We start from the raw sequence: 18,443 nt of genomic DNA, 5'->3' as shown, positions 1-18,443 counted from the left end.
GTCTCGTGCTCTACGTAAACAGACCGTGCCCGCCCGCGAAACTCATCGCGCGGCCGTGAAGAATGGCCGGGTGAGCACACACGACTACACGCTGACGGTCACCTGGACCGGCAACCGCGGGACGGGGACGTCGGGCCCGGACACCTACGACCGGGACCACGTGATCGCGGCCGGCGGGAAACCCGATCTGCCGGGCAGCGCCGACCCGTCGTTCCGCGGCGATGCCACCCGCTGGAATCCGGAGGAACTGCTCGTCGCGTCGCTGTCGCAGTGCCACATGCTCTGGTATCTGGGTCTGGCCGCCGCGGCCGGTGTGGTCGTCGTCGACTACCGGGACGACCCGACGGGCACGATGGTCGAACACCCGGACGGGTCAGGCGAATTCACCGAGGTGGTGCTGCATCCCACGGTGACCGTCGCGGAGGCGGCGATGACCGCGCGCGCCGAGTCGCTGCACGCCCGGGCGCACGCGAAGTGCTTCATCGCCCGGTCGGTCGCGTTCCCCGTGCACCACCGGCCGACGGTGGTGACGGCGTGAGCAGGCAGCGGCTGATCGTCGACGTCGACACCGGCATCGACGACTCCCTCGCCCTGCTGTATCTGCTGGCCAGCCCGGAGGCCGAGATCGCGGGCATCGCCAGCACCGCGGGCAACGTGCCCGTCGAGCAGGTCGCGGCGAACAACCTGAACTGGCTCGAACTGTGCGGGGCACCGGACGTCGAGGTGGCGCTCGGTGCCCGGGTGCCGCTGACCTGTCCGCTGCGCACCACCGAGGACACGCACGGCCCGCAGGGCATCGGGTACGCCGTCCTGCCCGCGTCCGGGCGGTCGCTGTCCGAGCGGGACGCGACCACCCTGTGGGTGGACCTGGTCCGGGACGCTCCCGGGGAGCTGACCGGGCTGGTGACCGGGCCGCTGACGAACCTGGCCCTCGCGATCCGCGAGGAACCGGAACTGCCCCGGCTGCTGCGGCGCCTCGTCGTGATGGGCGGGGCGTTCAACCACCCCGGCAACACCACCCCCACCAGCGAATGGAACGTGTCGGTGGACCCGGAGGCGGCCAAGGAAGTGTTCGACGCCTTCTCCGGTCTCCCCGAGGGCAGGCGTCCCATCCTGTGCGGGCTGGACGTCACCGAGACGATCGAGATGACACCGGACCACGTGCGGCGGCTCGCGGAGGCGGCCGGCAGCACCCCCGCCGAGATCATCTCCCCCGACGACGGCCCGCAGGTGCGTTCGACCGCGAGCAACGCCGTGATCCGGCACCTGTCCGACGCCATCCGGTTCTACATGGACTTCCACCGCACCCACGACCAGGGATTCCTCGCGCACATGCACGACCCGTTCGCGGCGGCCGTGGCACTGAACCCGGCGATCACCCGGACCCGGCCCGCGACCGTCGACGTCGAACTGCACGGCCGCCTCACCCGCGGCACCACGGTCGCCGACTGGGTGGGCCACTGGAACCGGGAACCCAACGTCGACATCGCGGTGAGCACCGACCCGGCCGCATTCTTCGACGATCTCGTCGACCGGGTCGGGCGCTTCGCGAAATCAGTCGGCTGAGGAGTCCGTACCGTCGAACGCGTCGAGGATCTCGGCGGCGGCCAGCGCCGCCGTCAGGGACCCGTCCCGCACCCGCTGTTCGACGTCGCCGCGGATCGCCTTGACCCTCGTGTTCGACGCGAGGCGGCGCAGCAGCTGGTCGTTGACCATCGTCCACGTCCAGTCCACCTGCTGGCGGCGCCGGTTCTCCTCGAACTGACCGGCCGCGGTCAGCACCTCACGGTGCTTGCAGACGGTGTTCCAGAAGTCCTCGAGACCGACACCCTCGAGACCGCTCATCGTGATCACCGGGGGCGTCCAGACGGCGTCGTGCGGATAGATCAGGCGCAGCGCCCCGGCGAGTTCCCGGGCGGCGCCCTTCGCCTCCCGCTCGTGCTTGCCGTCCGCCTTGTTCACGGCGACGAGGTCGGCGAGTTCGAGGACACCCTTCTTGATGCCCTGCAACTGGTCGCCGGTGCGGGCCAAGGTGAGGAAGCAGAAGCAGTCCACCATGTTCGCGACCGTCACCTCGGACTGCCCGACACCGACCGTCTCGACGAGGATCACGTCGAAACCGGCCGCCTCGAGCAGCACGATCGTCTCGCGGGTCGCCTTCGCGACCCCGCCGAGGGTCCCCGACGTCGGGGACGGCCGGATGTAGGCGTCCTTCTCGACGGTCAGCCGCGCCATCCGCGTCTTGTCGCCCAGGATCGACCCGCCGGTGCGCGTCGACGACGGGTCGACGGCCAGGACCGCCACCCGGTGCCCCTGCCCGATCAGGTGCATCCCGAGCGCGTCGATGAACGTGGACTTCCCGACGCCGGGCACCCCGGTGATCCCGACCCGGTGCGCCTTCCCCGACTCCGGCAGCAGCTCGAGCAGCAGCCGCTGCGCCGCCTCCCGGTGATCGGTGCGGGTGGATTCGACCAGGGTGATGGCCTTCGCCAGGCCGGCGCGCTGATTGGCGCGCACGGCCTGGGCGAGGGCATCGATGTCGACTGGAGGCCGCCCCATGCTATTCCGGGGTGCCCGTCAGGTCGTGGCCGAGCTGCGCGGCCAGCTTCTCGAGCAGACCGCTGGCGGCGTCCGCGATGACCGTCCCGGGTGGGAAGATCGCCGCGGCACCGGCCTCGTACAGTTCGGCGAAATCGCCGGGCGGGATGACGCCACCGACCACGATCATGATGTCGGGGCGTCCCGCCGCCGCGAGTGCTTCCCGGAGCGCAGGCACCAGCGTGAGGTGACCTGCGGCCAGCGACGACACACCGACCACGTGGACGTCGTTGTCGGCCGCCTGGTTGGCGACCTCTTCCGGGGTCTGGAACAGCGGTCCGACGTCCACGTCGAATCCGATGTCCGCGAAGGCCGTGGCGATCACTTTCTGGCCGCGGTCGTGACCGTCCTGCCCCATCTTCGCGATGAGGACACGGGGACGCCGGCCCTCCTCCTCTGCGAACTTCTCGACGAGTTCGGTTGCCTTGTTGATGTTGTCGACCTTCCCGGCCTCGTCCCGGTACACCCCGCTGATGGTGCGGATCTCGGCCTGGTGACGCCCGTATACCTTCTCCAGCGCCTCGGAGATCTCCCCGACCGTGGCCTTCGCCCGGGCCGCATCGATCGCCAGCGCCAGCAGATTGTTCTCCATACCACCCTCGGTGGCGGCGGCGGCGCGGCTCAGTTCCGCGAGCGCCGCCTCGACGGCTCCCGAGTCCCGGTCGGCGCGCAGCCGGTCCAGTTTCTCGAGCTGTTCCTTGCGGACCCGCGAGTTCTCGACCTTGAGGACCTCGATCTCGTCGGCCTCGTCCGGCACGTACTTGTTGACGCCGATCAGCGGCTGCCGGCCGGAGTCGATACGGGCCTGGGTGCGGGCCGCGGCCTCCTCGATGCGCAGCTTCGGGATGCCCTCGCTGATCGCCTGCGCCATGCCGCCGGCTTCTTCGACCTCGGCGATGTGCGCGCGCGCCCGGTTCGCCAGCTGGTGGGTGAGCCACTCGACGTAATGCGAACCGCCCCAGGGGTCGATGGGACGGACGGTCCCCGACTCCTGCTGCAGCAGCAACTGGGTGTTGCGGGCGATGCGGGCGGAGAAGTCCGTCGGCAGGGCGAGGGCCTCGTCGAGTGCGTTGGTGTGCAGCGACTGGGTGTGCCCCTGGGTCGCCGCCATCGCCTCGACGCACGTGCGGGCCACGTTGTTGTACACGTCCTGCGCGGTCAGCGACCAGCCGGACGTCTGCGAGTGGGTGCGCAGCGACAACGATTTCGCGGACTTCGGTTCGAACTTCGCGACCAGTTCACTCCACAGCAGGCGGCCGGCGCGGAGCTTCGCGACCTCCATGAAGAAGTTCATGCCGATCGCCCAGAAGAACGACAGCCGCGGCGCGAACTTGTCGATCTCCATGCCCGCGTCGAGGCCGGCGCGGATGTATTCGACACCGTCCGCGAGGGTGTACGCCAACTCCAGGTCGGCGGTGGCTCCGGCTTCTTGGATGTGGTAGCCGGAGATGGAGATCGAGTTGAACTTCGGCATCTTCGCGCTGGTGTACGCGAAGATGTCGGAGATGATCCGCATCGACGGCTTCGGCGGGTAGATGTAGGTGTTGCGGACCATGAACTCCTTCAGAATGTCGTTCTGAATGGTTCCGGCCAGCTGCTCCGGGGCGACACCCTGCTCCTCGGCGGCCACGACGTACAGCGCGAGGATCGGCAGCACCGCACCGTTCATGGTCATCGAGACGCTGACACTGTCGAGCGGGATGTGGTCGAACAGCTGACGCATGTCCAGGATCGAGTCGATCGCCACCCCGGCCATGCCGACGTCGCCTTGCACGCGCGGGTGGTCGGAGTCGTAGCCGCGGTGTGTGGCCAGGTCGAACGCCACCGACAGACCCTTCTGCCCGGCCGCGAGGTTGCGGCGGTAGAAGGCGTTGGATTCGGCGGCGGTGGAGAAGCCCGCGTACTGGCGGATCGTCCACGGCTGGTTCACGTACATGGTGGGGTACGGCCCGCGCACGAACGGCGCGGCGCCCGGGAAACTGCCGAGCGGGTAGCCTTCGGCCTCGGCGGCGTCCCGGTCGGCCTTGGTGTAGACCGGTTTGACGTCGATGCCCTCGGGGGTGGACCACACCACCTGTTCCGGGCTGTAGTGGTTCGCCGCCGCGGCGGACGCGATCAGCTCGTCCGTCTGCTCCGGCGTCGGAGCGGACGGCTGCGGAGACTGCGGATCCTCCAGTGGCACTTCGGCAAAGCTGCCGATCGCGTGCTTGACCTCGCGAGTAGTCACTTCTTGCTCCCTGTGTCGCCCGAGGAGTCGCTCGGGCTCTCGATGGTGTCGAGCAGGCCGGACAGGACCGAGACTGCGTCGATGCGGGCGGTGACGAATCCGTCGGGCCGGGCGGCGCCGTCCGCGTCGGCGACGACCTTCTCCGGGCCGGCGAGCAGCACGGTGCCGATTCCGGCGGCGCGCAGTTCCTCCACCGCGGCCGTGGCCTCGGCGGCGTACCGCTTGTCGGTACCGCAGATCACGGCGATCCCGGCGCCGGAATCCTTCGCGGCGGCGGCGATGCTGCCGTCACCGATCGCGAGGGGTCCGGGGTTGAGGGCCTCGATGCCACCCGACGCCAGCAGGTTCGCGCTGAACGTGGTCCGCACGTTGTGCTCGGCGACGGGTCCGAGGGGGGCCAGGAAGACGGCAGGTCGCGCACCGTGGGCCGCCAGGTACGCGTCGGAGCGGTCCCGCAGCGCCTCGAACGCGGCGGCGTACCGGGCGACGCGGCCCGTGTCGGAGGCGCCCGCGGGCAGCGGGGCCTCGCCGAGGTTCGGGAACTCGTTGACCCCGGTGACCGTGGTCTTGCGGTGCGCGATGTCCGAATCACGTTGCGCGCGAGTGGAAGAGATGCGTTCGCCGATCAGGCCCGCGTCGAGGGCGGCGAGGTAACCGCCGGCCGCCTCGATCTGCTGGAAGAACTCCCACGCCTTGGCCGCCACCTGCTGGGTGAGGTCCTCGACGTACCAGGACCCGGCCGCGGGATCGAGCACCCGGCCGAGGTGCGACTCCTCGAGCAGCAGCAGCTGGGTGTTGCGGGCGATGCGCGCGGCGAAGGTCTTCGACACCCCCAGCGCCCCGGCGGGCAGTGCGGAGTCGAACGGGAGCACCGTGACGGCGTCCGCGCCGCCGACACCGGCACCGAACGCGGCGAGGGTGGTGCGGAGCATGTTCACCCACGGGTCGCGCTGCGCCATCATGGCGGCGGACGTGACGGCGTGCTGCGGGGCGCCACCGAAGTCGGAGGCGCCGCACACCTGGGCGATCCGCGCCCACACCAGCCGCGCGGCACGGAACTTGGCGATGGTCTGGAACTGGTCGTCGGTGGCCGAGAACCGGAAGCCGAGCTGCCCGAGCGCCTGCCCGATGGTCAGTCCGCTCGCGGTGAGCACCCGCAGGTACTCGAGACCGGCCGCGATCGACGCGCCGAGTTCCTCGGCGTCGGAGGCGCCGGCGTCGTGGAATGCGGTGCCGTCCACGGCGATCGCCCGCACGCTCTCGGACCGGGCGGCGGCCTCGGTGGCGAGGGTCACCGCGTCACCGAGTTCCACGTCGGCGGTGCCGGCGAACGCGCTCGTGAGCGGTGCGACCCCGAGGTCGACGCGCACCGCGGTGCGGTCGGTGACCCCGTCTCCGGCGGCGGCACGCGCGTCGAGCAGCGCGAACAGCGCCCGCGCCGCGAGCGGTGCGTCGGTGCCGGCGTCGAGGGTCAGCGGGGCCAGGTCGAGGAGCACACCGTCGAGGGCCGTCTCCAGGGACCGGACGGGAAGGTCGGCGCCGCCGACGGCGAGCCACAGGGCGCTGACACCGTTCTCCAGGGAGTCCAGGACGGAGCGGTTGACGTCCGCCGCCTCCGCGCCGTCACCGAAGCGGGCGCTGACCAGCCAGCCGGCGTTGACGTCGCGGGTGGCGTCGGCGCCGCGCACGTAAGGGAAGGTGCCGGGCAGGGGCTGCTCCGGGCGCTCGTCGCGGGGGCTGTACAGCGGTGCGACGGTGACACCGTCGTAGGTGACGGTCTCGAGGAGCTTCTGGGGTTCCGGACCGAGTTCCGCGGCGTCGATCCGACGCGACTTCGCGAGGACTCCGGCCACGGAGTGCTGCCAGTCGGCGTATGCCCGCGCAGCTTCCTCGGTTTCTGAAGCTAGTGACACGGTGTCGGCTTCCTCTCCCTGATGAGCGATCGATCAATACGTTGTGTGACTGTGATGCTAGCCGCAGTTCGGCGCCCCCTATCGTGAGGATCACCACACGATGAATAACCTCAGGTCATGAGCATTGCGCACGAACCGGCGGTGACCGGTCGCACGAACACCCAGCGGCTGTTCGGGCTCGGTGCACCGACCCGGGACGTCGACGACCGCGGCGAACCACTCAATCGTATGAGCATGGACATCTCCGCGCTCGCCGCGAAGACCGCCGACATCTCCTACGGCGGCGTCCTCACCGTGCTGCTCGACGACCTCCTCGGATTCACCGTGTGGGACCGGCGCGGAACACGCGACGGCCTGGTCACGGCCGAGTTGTCGATGGACGTCGTCACGCCCCGGCGGTGGCAGGGCCCGACGCTGCGGGCGGAGAGCCGGCTCCTCGCGGTCACCGCCGACGGCGGCACCTCCACCGCGAGCGTCCACGATGCGGCGGGCACCCTGATCGCCACCGGCACCCTGTGGGGCAACTTCGTGGACCTGCCTGCGCCGGCGCCGGACGGAGCGCCCCTTCCCGACTTCCCGGAACCGGGGGTCGCGCCGCTCGACTGGATCGGCGGGCGGATCGAGGACGCCGGTGCCCGGGTGGTGGTGCCGGCGAACCCGCTGATCGCGAACAAACTCGGGTTCGTGCACGGCGGCGTCCAGGCCTGCGCGATGGACCTCGCGGCGAGCGCGGCCCTGAGCAGGCAGGGCGCGGACATGGACACCGCGTCCGTGCGGATCAACTATTTCCGCTCGGTTCCCCTGGACTGCGACACGACGTTCACCGCGGACGTGATCCGGGCGGGCCGCGCGGTGGCGGCGACCCGGGTGGCCGGGACGTCGGGCGGGCGGGTGTGTGTCGAGGCGACCGTGACCGGGCGCCGCCGCCTGCCCTGACCGGCGCGCGGCGCCCCGCACCGGTCTCCCGGGTAGCCTGGTGCCCTGTGAAGAGACGCCTCGGGGACCGCAGGGTGATCGGCGTCGCAGTACTGGCAGTCGCGCTGGTCGTCGTGGCGCTGCTGGCCCCGCATCCGTCCGTGCTGCAGGTGCGGGAATGGGCGCACTCCGTCGGTCCCGCCTTCCCTCTCGTCTTCTTCGCCGTGCACGCGGTGGTGACGGTGTTCCCGTTCCCGCGCACGGTGTTCACGCTCAGTGCCGGATTGCTGTTCGGCGCGTGGCTGGGCATCGCGATCGCGGTGCTGGCCTCGACACTGAGCGCGGTGCTCGCCCTCTACCTGGTGCGTGCCGTCGGCCGGGACGTGGTGTGGCAGCGCATCTCCAACCCGACGATCCGGCGGGTGGACGAGCGGATCGCCCGGCGCGGCTGGCTCGCCGTCGGGTCGCTGCGGCTGATCGCGTTCGTCCCGTTCTCCGTGGTGAACTACTGCGCCGGCGTGTCCTCGATCCGGCTGGTCCCGTACGTGCTGGCCACCGTGATCGGTGTGCTGCCCGGAACCGTCGGCATCGTCGTGCTCGGCGACGCCCTCACCGGGGAGACGAAGCCGGGACTTCTGGTGCTGTCCGCGGTATGTATCGCCCTCGGCATCGCCGGGCTGGTGGTGGATTCCCGGCGGCCGCTGGACGGTTCCGGCGACGAGGTGCCGGAACCGGCCGTCGACCGCCCCGCCGAGGACGAGTCAATCCCGCAGCCTTGATCTCTCAAAGTCAAGCTTTGAGTCTTGACATCGATATATCCAGTTTCTAACCTTGACTCATGTTCGTGTTGACGGTCGACCAGCGCGGCAGTCGCCGCGACATCGACCGTGTCGCCCAACTCCTCACCGAATTCGCGAACCGCGACCTCGTCCGCCCGTTCCAGCGGACCGCCGGCGACGAGGTCCAGGCCGTCGTCGCGGACCCGGCGACCGTCGTCGACCTCGCCCTCGACCTCGTCGCCCGCGAACACTGGAGCATCGGCATCGGCGCCGGACCCGTCGAGGAACCCCTCCCCGCCGAGACCCGGGCCGGACGCGGCCCCGCGTTCGAGTCCGCGCGGATCGCCGTCGACCGCGCCAAGAGCGCCCCCGGCCGGGTGGCCGTCGAGGGCACCGACCCGGACGCCGCCGCCGACGCGGACACCGCGCTCGCCCTCGTCGCGGTCCTCGTCGCGCGCCGCACCGAGGAGGGCCGCGAGGCCGTCGAGCAGATGCGCCGCGGCGCCACCCAGACCGAAGCGGCCCGCGCGCTGGGCATCAGCAAGCAGGCCGTCTCCCAACGCCTCTCCACCGCGGGCTGGCACGTCGAGACCGCGGGACGACGACTGGCCGAACGACTCCTACGCAAGGCGGACACGTGACGACCCTCGCCCTCCTCGCCCTCGGCGTCGCCGCGCTCGCACCGCTGGTGCTCGCGGCACCCCGAGCCCCCCGCTGGATGTCGCAGTGGGCGGCGCCGATCGTGGTCGTGCTCGCCCTGGCCGTCGCGGCGGTCGCCGCGTCCGCCGCCGCACCGGTCACCGGGTTCGCCCTCGCCGCGACCCTCGTCCTGTGCGTCGCGGCCGCGACCACCGGCGGGGCGCCCCTCGTACTGGCCGCGTTCCGCATCGCGCGCCGCCAGCCCGACGCCGGATCCGACCCGCGGCCCGACGCCGGCCCGCTGCGCGGCGGACGGATCATCGGCCTCCTCGAGCGTGCCGCCGTCGCCGTCTCGATCCTCGCCGCCTGGCCGGAGGGCATCGCCGTCGTCCTGGCGGTCAAGGGACTGGCCCGCTACCCGGAACTGCGCGAACCGCACGCGTCGGAACAATTCATCATCGGCACGTTCACCAGCGTGCTCTGGGCGATCGCGGTGTGCGGAACGGGACGCGCCCTCATCACGTAACCCCTCCGGGTCCGGAAACCTTCACCCCGGGGGTGCGCGAGACCAGCCCTGGGGGTGCTGGGTTCCCGCCTCGGCGCGGACGAGAGTCGTACTCGTCCAGTCCGAGGGAGAGAACATCCGTGCCTACCGATTTCGTGTCACACGTCCGCGCCCAGGTCGCCGTGTACGGCGACGACCGGTCCTACGTCTACCACCGTGAGGTCGGCCGGGAACTCGTCGCCGAGGCGGTGACCTACCGCGAACTGGACCGCGACGCCCGCGCGCTGGCGGTGTGGCTGTCGACGCGGCCCGAGTCCGCACACCCGGTGATGCTGCTGTACGTCGACGGAATCGACTTCCTCCGCGCGTTTCTCGGATGCCTCTACGCCGGGGTGGTCGCCGTGCCCGCCCCGGTCCCGCACGACGCGCGCAGCATGCAGCGGGTCGCAACGATGTTCGCGGACGCCGACGTGCGCCTCGTGCTCACCACGTCCGCGGTCGCCGAACCGCTCGACAGCTGGATCCGCGAGTCCGGGCTCGACGCCACGGTCTCCGTCGCCACCACCGACACCGCCGAACTCGGTCACCCCGACCGCTGGCGCCTGCCCGTCCTCGACGCGGGCACCCTGGCCTTCCTCCAGTACACCTCCGGTTCCACCAGCGAACCGAAGGGCGTGATGGTGACCCACGGAAACCTGCTGCACAACGCGGCCGCCATCGCCGTCGCCACCGGTGGCGACGACACGGTGACCGTCGCCGGCTGGCTCCCGCACTTCCACGACATGGGCCTCATCGGCATGCTGCTGTCGCCGCTCTACGCCGGCGGCAACCTCGCGTTCATGTCGCCGACGGCCTTCCTCAAACGGCCGGTGCGCTGGTTGCAGCTGATCGACCGGTACCGCGCCGACATGACCCTCGGCCCGAACTTCGCGTACGACCTCGTCGCCCGCCGGATCCCCGACGACCAACTGACCGGACTGGACCTGTCCTCGGTGCGGGTGGCCCTGAACGGGGCCGAACCCATCCGGCCTCGCACCCTCGACGCCGTGATCGACCGGCTCGGGCCCGTCGGCTTCCGGGCGGGCGCCTTCCTGACCGCGTACGGCATGGCCGAGGCGACGCTGCTCGCCACCGCGAGCGAGGTCGGCTGCGCCCCGAGATATCTCGATGTCGACGCGGCTGCGCTGGAGGGCCACGAGCTGGCCCCGAAGGCCGGCGGCGCCCGGCTGGCCGGCAGCGGCAGGCCGTTCGGGTGCGACATCCGCATCGTCGACCCGGACACCGGCCGGGAGCAACCGCCCGGCCGGGTCGGGGAGATCTGGATCTCCGGCGGCAGCGTCGCCGCCGGCTACTGGAATCGGCCCGACGAGACCGCGGAGAAGTTCCATGCCGCCCTCGACGGCGACGGACCGTACCTGCGCACCGGCGACCTCGGGGTGTTCGACGACGGGCACCTCTACGTCACCGGCCGCCTGAAGGACCTGCTGATCGTCAACGGCCGCAACCTGTACCCGCAGGACGTCGAGGAGGCCGTGCGGGACCTGCATCCGGCGCTCACCGGTTCCGCCGGGGTGGTGTTCTCGCTCGACACCGGGCAGCACGAGCGGCTGCTGGTGATCCACGAGGTCAGGACCGCGCTGATCGACGACCTGACACTGCCCGCACTCGCCCGCCGGATCAGGCTCTGCGTCGCCCGGACCTTCGACGTCCACGCGCCGAGCGTGGTGCTGGTCGACCGCCGCGGCGTGCACCGCACCACCAGCGGGAAGGTCCAGCGCAGATCGATGCGCGCCTCGTTCCTCCGGTCCCGCGTCGACGCCGTCCTGCACGAGGACATCGACCCGGCGGTGCAGCGCCTCCGGACCATCACCGCCGTGCCCGCCTGACCCCGATCACCGACCAGGAGAACCCGATGCCCGTCCCCCAGCAGATCACCCGCCGCGACCTCGCCCCCGTCATCGACTGGCTCGCAGGCCGGGTCGCCGACCACACCGAACGGCCGGTGTGCGACGTCGATCCGCACCTCCCCCTCGCCGAGCTGGGAATCGAATCGGTGTCCGCGGTGAGCCTGTGCGGCGAGATCGAGGACCGGTGGGACCTCGAACTCGATCCGACCGTGGTGTTCGACTATCCGACGATCGCCGAGCTGGCCGTCTTCGTCGTCGCCGAAACCACACTGCGGCAACGGAAGGCCTCATGACCGACGTCGCGATCGTGGGCCTCGACTGCCGCTTCCCGCAGGCCCGCGACGCCACCGCGTTGTGGACGCTGCTGATGGGCGGCGGCGACGGCATCACCGACGTCCCCGCCGGACGCTGGAACGCGGACACCGTGTTCGACGCCGCCGGTGGTCCCGGCTCGGTCAACAACCGCAGCGGCGGATTCCTCGCCGACGCGGACGCCTTCGACCACGACTTCTTCGGCATCGCACCCCGCGAGGCCGCGGCGATGGACCCGCAACAGCGGCTGCTGCTGCAGTCGGCGTGGCGGGCGTTCGAGGACGCCGCACTCGATCCGCGGGCCCAGGCCGGTTCGAACACCGGCGTGTACGTCGGCGTCATGGCCAACGAGTGGAGTCTCCAGATGCGCGACCTGCTGCGCATCACTCCGCAACTCGGCAGCGGCAACGGCTATTTCATGACCGCCAACCGGGTGTCCTATCAGCTGAACCTGCAGGGCCCGAGCATGGCGATCGACACCGCCTGCTCGTCGTCGCTCGTCGCGGTGCACCTGGCCTGCGCGGCGCTGCGGTCCGGGGACTGCGACCAGGCTCTCGCCGGGGGCGTCAATCTCACGCTGACCCCCACGGTGAACGTCTTCTACACGCAGGCCGGGCTGTCCGCGCCGGACGGCCGGTGCAAACCGTTCAGCGGGGCGGCCGACGGAATCGGCCGCGGCGAGGGTGTCGCGGTACTCGTGTTGCGCCGGCTCGCGGACGCGCAGGCGGAGGGCCTGCCGATCTACGCCGTGATCAAGGGCAGCGCCGTCAACAACGACGGCCGCAGCAACGGGATCACCGCCCCCAACCGCTGGGCCCAGCAGCAGGTCGTCGAAAAGGCGTACCGGCGTGCGGGTGTCACGCCCGCACAGGTCGCGTTCGTGGAGGCGCACGGCACCGGGACGGTGCTCGGCGACATGATCGAGATCAAGGCCCTCGGTCACGTCCACGCGGTGCCCCGCCCGCAGCCGTGCGCGATCGGGTCGATCAAGGGCAATCTCGGTCACACCGAGGGCGCGGCCGGGGTGGCCGGACTGATCAAGGCAGCCCTGGCGCTGCACCACCGGGTGGTGCCGCCCAGCCGCGGCGCGGCCGACGTCAACCCGCGACTCCGGTTGGCGGACAACGGTCTTCAGATCCTGTCCGAGCCGATGCCACTACCCGGCGGCGACGTGCACGGCGCCGTCAGCAGTTTCGGCCTCGGCGGCACCAACGCCCACCTGCTGCTGACCGCGGCACCCGCCGGCGACCCGCCCGCGGCGAGCACCGGTGGCGGCGTGCTCACCGTGTCGTCGAACGACCGGGACGGCCTCGCCCGCAGCGCCGCCGCCCTGGCCGACGACCTGCTCGCCCACACCGACGCCGAACTGGGCCGGGTGTGCTGGAGCACCAACACGGTCAAGGCATCCGGGCGTCACCGTCTCGCGCTCCCCGCCCACGACCGGAACGAGGTCGCCGCGACGCTGCGCGCGGCGGCCGGTGACGAACACCTGCTCGAGTCGCTGTCCGGGACGGCCCGCCCCGTCAGCGTCGGCTGGTTCTTCACCGGTCAGGGCGCGCAGTACCCGGGAATGTCCCTAGCCCTGCACGAGAACCACGGCGCGTACCGGCGGGCGTTGTCGGACGTGGACGAGCGCATGACGCCGCATCTGGGCCGCTCGGTCCGGGACGTGCTGTTCGGTGCCGGCGACGAGATCCACCGCACCGAGTTCGCGCAGCCCGCCCTGTTCGCGGTCGAATACGCGCTGGCCCGGACGCTCGGGGAACTGGGCATCGAACCGGCGTGGCTGCTCGGTCACAGCGTCGGCGAATACGCGGCCGCGGCGCACGCCGGCGTGTTCGGCCTCGACGACGCGTGCCGGCTGATCGTCGCGCGGGGACGGCTCATGCAGCAACTGCCCGCCGGCGGCACGATGCTGGCGGTACGGGCCACCGCGGACGACGTCGCCGGCCTGCTCGCCGGCGAACCCGCGGCCGCACTGGCGGCGGTGAACGGGCCGCGGGACGTGGTGCTGTCCGGGGCGGCAGACGCGGTCGACCGGATCGGCGCCGCGCTGACCGCGGCCGGAGTCCCCGTCCGCCGGCTCACCGTCTCGCACGCCTTCCACTCCCCCGCGATGGCGCCGATCCGGGACGCGTTCGCGGAGGTCGCCGCCGCCTGCACGTACAGCCCGGCCGAGATCCCGATCTTCTCGACCACCCGCGGTCGGCTCCTCGACGTCGGCGAACCGATGGACGCGGCCTACTGGACCGACCACATCACGGCGACCGTGCGGTTCGCAGACGCTACCGCGGCCGCCCTGGCCTGCGATCCGACCCACCTGATCGAGGTGGGCCCCGCACGAATCCTGTTGTCGCTGACCGCCCGCGCCCATCCGGGCTCGCCGGCGCGGCACCTGGCGCCGTGCCCCGGCCCGGCCGCCACCGGCGACGAGCTTCCCGCTACCGTCGCCGCCCTGTACCGGGACGGCCACGACCCGGCGTGGGATGCGCTGTACGAGCCGGGCGCCCGGGTCCGCCGGCGACTGCGCGGCTACCCGTTCGCGACCACCGCCCGCTTCTGGACACCCGAGGACGCACCCACCGAACCCGCAGTACCCACCGTCACAGCCGAACCCACTGTCACTGCAGAGACCGAGGACACCACCATGGACCATCTGATCGCCCTCTTCCGGGAGCAGGCCGCCGTACTCGCTGCCGCCGCCGGGGTCCCCGGGACGGTCCTGTCCGCCCCGGCGTCGCCGCCGGACACCGGGCCGGGTCACGCGGCGGCGACCGGCGACACCGCGGCCCGGGTGCGCGCGGAAGTCGCACGGGTCAGCGGATTTCCCGCGGCCGCGCTGACGGCGACGCAGACGATCGCCGGCGACCTCGGATTCGACTCGATCATGATCACCGACCTGTTCGGCGGGTTGCGCCGCGCCTTCCCCGGGCTCGTCGTCGAACCGGACTGGTTCACACCGGGCCGCACGCTCGGCGAGGTGATCGACCGCGTCACGGCGCACCGTATCCCCGGGTCGCCGCGCACCGTGGCGCCCGTCCCGAATCCGGAACCGGCGGTGGCACCCGAGTTCCGCATCGCCGACTTCCCGGAGGTGCAAGCGCTCGACGCACGGCTGACCGCCGCCGAGGGGCTCGGCGTCACCAACCCGTACTTCCTCGTCAATGACGGCGTCACCCGGGACACGTCGACGATCGGCGGCGAGGAGGTTCTCAACTTCTCCAGCTACAACTACCTCGGCATGTCCGGGCACCCGGCCGTCGTCTCCGCGGTCCAGGACGCGGTCGCCCGGTACGGCAGCTCCTGCTCGGCCAGCCGCGTGCTGTCCGGGGAGAAACCGGTGCACCGCGAACTCGAGGCCGCACTGGCCGGGCTGCTGGGAACCGACGACGCCATCGCCCTGGTCAGCGGGCACGCCACCAACGTCACGGTCATCGGCCACCTCCTCGGGGAGGGTGACCTCGTCGTCCACGACAGCCTCGCGCACGACAGCATCCTGCAGGGCTGCGCACTGTCCGGCGCCACCCGGCGGCCGTTCCCGCACAACGACCATGCCGCACTCGATGCCCTGCTCACCGCGATCCGCTCGCAGTACCGGCGGGTCCTCGTTCTCATCGAGGGCGTCTATAGCCAGGACGGCGACATCCCGGACCTGCCCGCGATGATCGCGGTGAAGAAGAAGCACCAGGCGCTGATGATGATCGACGAGGCCCACAGCATCGGAGTGCTCGGCGCCACCGGCGGCGGCATCGGCGAGCACTTCGGCGTCGACCGCGGCGACGTGGAATTGTGGTCGGGCACGACGTCGAAGGCGCTGGCCGGCTGCGGCGGCTACGTCGCGGGCAGCGCCGAACTCATCCGTTTCCTGAAGTACACGACGCCCGGCTTCGTCTACAGCGTCGGGATGACGCCGATGAATGCCGCGGCGTCCCTCGCGGCGATCCGGCAGATGCGCGCCGAACCCGACGCCCTCGACCGGTTGCGTCGGAACTCCCGGCTCTTCCTGCAACTCGCCGCGGACGCCGGAATCGACACCGGGGACAGCCGGGACACCCCGGTCATCCCCTGCATCGTCGGGGATTCGCAGCGCACCCTCGCGCTGTCGGGCGCGCTGCTCCGGCGCGGCATCAACGTCAACCCGATCCTCTACCCGGCGGTGCCGGAGAACCTCGCGCGGTTGCGCTTCTTCGTCACCTCCTGCCACACCGAGGACCAGATCCGGTCCACCGTGGCGGCTCTCGCCGAGGAATTCGCCGCGCTCGCCGCGGCCGCGTAACGCCATGCCGCTCCAGCTGTTCTGCTTCCCGCACGCCGGCGGCGGGCCCACGACGTACCGGCACTGGCACCGCGCCCTGAACCCGCACGTGTCGGTGCGGCCGGTGCACCTGCCCGGGCGCGGAGGCAGGGCCGGGTTCACCGACGTCGAATCCCTCGTCGCCGCACTCGACTGCGAACTCGACGAACAGCTCACGGCGCCGCACGTGTTCTTCGGGCACAGCATGGGGGCGCTGGTGGCGTACCGGCTCGCGTGCCGTCGACGCGCGACCGGTCGCCCTCTCCCGCGGGCGCTGCTGCTGTCCGGGTACGCAGCCCCGCACCTGCCCGCGCCGCTGCCGCCGGTCGACGACCTGGACGACGCGACCCTGATCGCGATGCTGCGCGCCGCCGGGGGTGTTCCCGCCGGCCTCCCGGACCTGCCGGAGTTCCCGGCCCACCATCTTCCCGCGCTGCGGGACGATCTGCGCCTGTGCACCGGCTACCGCGACGCCGCAGACCCGCCGCTCACCTGCCCGGCGCACGTGTTCGGCGGGGACTCCGATCCGCTGGTCGGCGAGCGGGAACTACGTGCCTGGGATCGGCACACCACCCGGCTGTCCGGGGTGCACCTCCTGGCGGGCGATCACTTCTACCTCGACCACGCACCCGAACAGCTCTTCCGGGTGCTCCGGCCGTTGCTGCGCCGCTACGCCGCGGCCGGGTAGGCGGCGTCAGAACAGGCGGGGTGGTCAGCCGCCGTGCGGGGGGACGGGCGGCGGCAACTGCCCGGGCGCTCCCCCCGGATACAGCGGCGCATGCTCGTCGGCGCCGCCGGGCTTGGTGAGCGGTCCCGGACCGTCGACGGGCTGCCGTGCCTCGACCTCCGCAGCGCGGACGGCCTGCGCGATGGCCGGGTCGGACTTGGTCTCGAACCAGTCGGCGACCTCTTCCGAATCGTCCTCGGGCTTGGGCAGATCCTCCTCCGTGGTGGACGGCTCGTACCGGAACACCCCGTCCTGCCCCTGCGCGCCGAGGGTCTTCGCGAAACCCTTGAGGGCGTCGCCGAAGTCGCTGGGCACCAGCCACACCTTGTTCGCGTCGCCCTGCGCCATCTGCGGCAACGTCTGCAGGTACTGGTACGCGAGGAGTTCGGGGGTGGGTTTGCCGGACTTGATTGCGGCGAACACCTTTTCGATCGCCTTCGCCTGACCCTGCGCCTGCAGGTACTTGGCGGCCCGGTCGCCTTGCGCCCGCAGGATCCGGGACTGCCGCTCACCCTCCGCGGTGAGGATCGACGCCTGCTTCGCGCCCTCCGCGGCGAGGATGCGGGACTGCTTGTCGCCCTCTGCCGTCTTGATCGCCGACTCCCGGTGCCCCTCGGCGGTGAGGATGGTGGCCCGCTTCTCGCGGTCCGCCTTCATCTGCTTTTCCATCGACTCCTGGATCGACGGCGGCGGATCGATGCTCTTGAGTTCGACGCGGGCGACGCGCAGACCCCAGCGGCCGGTGGCCTCGTCCAGCACCCCGCGCAGCTGCCCGTTGATGGAGTCACGCGAGGTGAGCGTTTCCTCCAGCGTCATGCCGCCGACGACGTTGCGCAGCGTGGTGGTGGTCAATTGTTCGACACCGACGATGTAGTTGCTGATCTCGTACACCGCGGCCTGCGGGTTGGTGACCTGGAAGTACACCACGGTGTCGATGTTCAGCGTCAGGTTGTCCTGGGTGATCACCGGCTGCGGCGGGAACGACACCACCCGTTCGCGCAGATCCACCTTGGCCCGGATGCGGTCCGCGAACGGGATCAGGAACGTCAGCTGACCCGACACGGTCCGCGAGTACCGGCCGAGCCGCTCGATCACCGCGGCCTCGGCCTGCGGCACCAGCGCCACCGATTTGGCCACCACCAGCACAACGAACAACACGAGCACGATCAACACGATGAGTGCTGCCATCTACGGTCCCCTCCATACGACGGCGGTCGCGCCGTCAATTTGCATTACCGTCACGGTCGTTCCCGGTGGATACACTTCCGTGCTGTCGAGCGGGCGGGCCGTCCACACGTCCCCGCCGAGTTTGATCTGCCCCGCGTGCTCGGCGACTTCCTCGAGCACCAGGGCCTGCTTGCCGGTGAGCGCCGCGATGCCCGTCGGGGTCGGCGGCGGTGTCTCGAACTTGCGCAACAACACCGGGCGCACCCCGAGGATCAGGGCGAGGGACAGTATTCCGAAGATCACCGCGTCGACCCAGACCGGGAAGTCGGTGATCGCGGTGACCCCGGCAGTGGCCAGCGCACCGCCCGCCAGCATGAGGAGGAAGAAGTCCCCCGTCAACGCTTCCGCGGCGGCGAGCAGCACCCCCGCTACCAGCCAAATCAATGCAGCCACAACACCA

At 71.2% G+C, this 18,443-nt stretch carries 15 protein-coding genes; 10 read left to right on the top strand and 5 right to left on the bottom strand.

What is annotated here, in order from left to right; translation table 11 throughout:
* Positions 1-70: 70 nt before the first annotated feature.
* Both CA951_RS35285 and CA951_RS35280 read left to right on the top strand, forming a co-directional pair.
* Positions 71-538 (top strand): OsmC family protein, encoded by a 468-nt coding sequence (locus CA951_RS35285; RefSeq protein ID WP_087561340.1) that lies wholly within the window; start codon positions 71-73, stop codon positions 536-538.
* The gene (locus CA951_RS35280; protein ID WP_087561289.1) at positions 535-1,566 is read left to right on the top strand and encodes a nucleoside hydrolase; all 1,032 of its coding nucleotides are present in this window, start codon (positions 535-537) and stop codon (positions 1,564-1,566) included. The genes CA951_RS35285 and CA951_RS35280 overlap by 4 nt, the downstream gene beginning before the upstream one ends.
* Here CA951_RS35280 and meaB read toward each other — a convergent pair.
* Genes meaB through CA951_RS35265 form a run of 3 tightly spaced genes read right to left on the bottom strand, consistent with a single transcriptional unit; the run spans position 1,555 to position 6,738 of the window.
* The gene (gene meaB / locus CA951_RS35275; RefSeq protein ID WP_087561288.1) at positions 1,555-2,559 is read right to left on the bottom strand and encodes a methylmalonyl Co-A mutase-associated GTPase MeaB; all 1,005 of its coding nucleotides are present in this window, start codon (positions 2,557-2,559) and stop codon (positions 1,555-1,557) included. The two genes, CA951_RS35280 and meaB, sit on opposite strands and share 12 nt — an antisense overlap.
* 1 nt (position 2,560) lies before the next feature.
* Positions 2,561-4,825, bottom strand: a complete 2,265-nt coding sequence (scpA, locus tag CA951_RS35270) for a methylmalonyl-CoA mutase (RefSeq protein ID WP_087561287.1) — start codon at positions 4,823-4,825, stop codon at positions 2,561-2,563.
* The gene (locus CA951_RS35265; RefSeq protein WP_087561286.1) at positions 4,822-6,738 is read right to left on the bottom strand and encodes a methylmalonyl-CoA mutase family protein; all 1,917 of its coding nucleotides are present in this window, start codon (positions 6,736-6,738) and stop codon (positions 4,822-4,824) included. Before CA951_RS35265 ends, scpA begins: the two co-directional genes overlap by 4 nt.
* A 117-nt stretch (positions 6,739-6,855) precedes the next feature.
* Between CA951_RS35265 and CA951_RS35260 the strand changes: the two genes are divergently transcribed.
* The 8 genes from CA951_RS35260 (at position 6,856) to CA951_RS35225 (ending at position 16,777) form a co-directional block, all read left to right on the top strand.
* Positions 6,856-7,674 (top strand): PaaI family thioesterase, encoded by an 819-nt coding sequence (locus CA951_RS35260; RefSeq protein ID WP_087561285.1) that lies wholly within the window; start codon positions 6,856-6,858, stop codon positions 7,672-7,674.
* 47 nt (positions 7,675-7,721) lie between these two features.
* Positions 7,722-8,432: a TVP38/TMEM64 family protein gene (locus tag CA951_RS35255; RefSeq protein WP_256974216.1), complete on the top strand. Its 711-nt coding sequence runs from the start codon at positions 7,722-7,724 to the stop codon at positions 8,430-8,432.
* Between the two features lie 59 nt (positions 8,433-8,491).
* Positions 8,492-9,073, top strand: a complete 582-nt coding sequence (locus CA951_RS35250; protein ID WP_087561283.1) for a hypothetical protein — start codon at positions 8,492-8,494, stop codon at positions 9,071-9,073.
* On the top strand, positions 9,070-9,597 hold the full coding sequence (locus CA951_RS35245) for a hypothetical protein (protein ID WP_087561282.1): 528 nt from the start codon (positions 9,070-9,072) through the stop codon (positions 9,595-9,597). Before CA951_RS35250 ends, CA951_RS35245 begins: the two co-directional genes overlap by 4 nt.
* Positions 9,598-9,716: 119 nt before the next feature.
* Complete coding sequence (locus CA951_RS35240; RefSeq protein WP_087561281.1) at positions 9,717-11,462, top strand: fatty acyl-AMP ligase; 1,746 nt, start codon at positions 9,717-9,719, stop codon at positions 11,460-11,462.
* A 26-nt stretch (positions 11,463-11,488) separates the two neighbouring features.
* Positions 11,489-11,776: an acyl carrier protein gene (locus tag CA951_RS35235; RefSeq protein WP_087561280.1), complete on the top strand. Its 288-nt coding sequence runs from the start codon at positions 11,489-11,491 to the stop codon at positions 11,774-11,776.
* Positions 11,773-16,071, top strand: a complete 4,299-nt coding sequence (locus CA951_RS35230; RefSeq protein ID WP_087561279.1) for a type I polyketide synthase — start codon at positions 11,773-11,775, stop codon at positions 16,069-16,071. The genes CA951_RS35235 and CA951_RS35230 overlap by 4 nt, the downstream gene beginning before the upstream one ends.
* Positions 16,072-16,075: 4 nt before the next feature.
* A complete protein-coding gene (locus tag CA951_RS35225; RefSeq protein WP_087561278.1) occupies positions 16,076-16,777 on the top strand; it encodes a thioesterase II family protein in 702 nt (233 codons plus the stop codon).
* Between the two features lie 24 nt (positions 16,778-16,801).
* Here the strand turns inward: CA951_RS35225 and CA951_RS35220 are convergent, their stop codons facing one another.
* Together CA951_RS35220 and CA951_RS35215 are read right to left on the bottom strand one after the other, a co-directional pair.
* Positions 16,802-18,004: an SPFH domain-containing protein gene (locus CA951_RS35220; protein ID WP_087561277.1), complete on the bottom strand. Its 1,203-nt coding sequence runs from the start codon at positions 18,002-18,004 to the stop codon at positions 16,802-16,804.
* Positions 18,005-18,436, bottom strand: a complete 432-nt coding sequence (locus tag CA951_RS35215) for an NfeD family protein (protein WP_087561276.1) — start codon at positions 18,434-18,436, stop codon at positions 18,005-18,007.
* Positions 18,437-18,443 lie beyond the last annotated feature (7 nt).

Source organism: Rhodococcus sp. NCIMB 12038, assembly GCF_002165735.1.
GTDB lineage: Bacteria > Actinomycetota > Actinomycetes > Mycobacteriales > Mycobacteriaceae > Rhodococcus_F.
The sequence above is the reverse complement of the archived record's forward strand: the minus strand, read 5'-3'. Positions and strand labels throughout refer to the sequence as shown.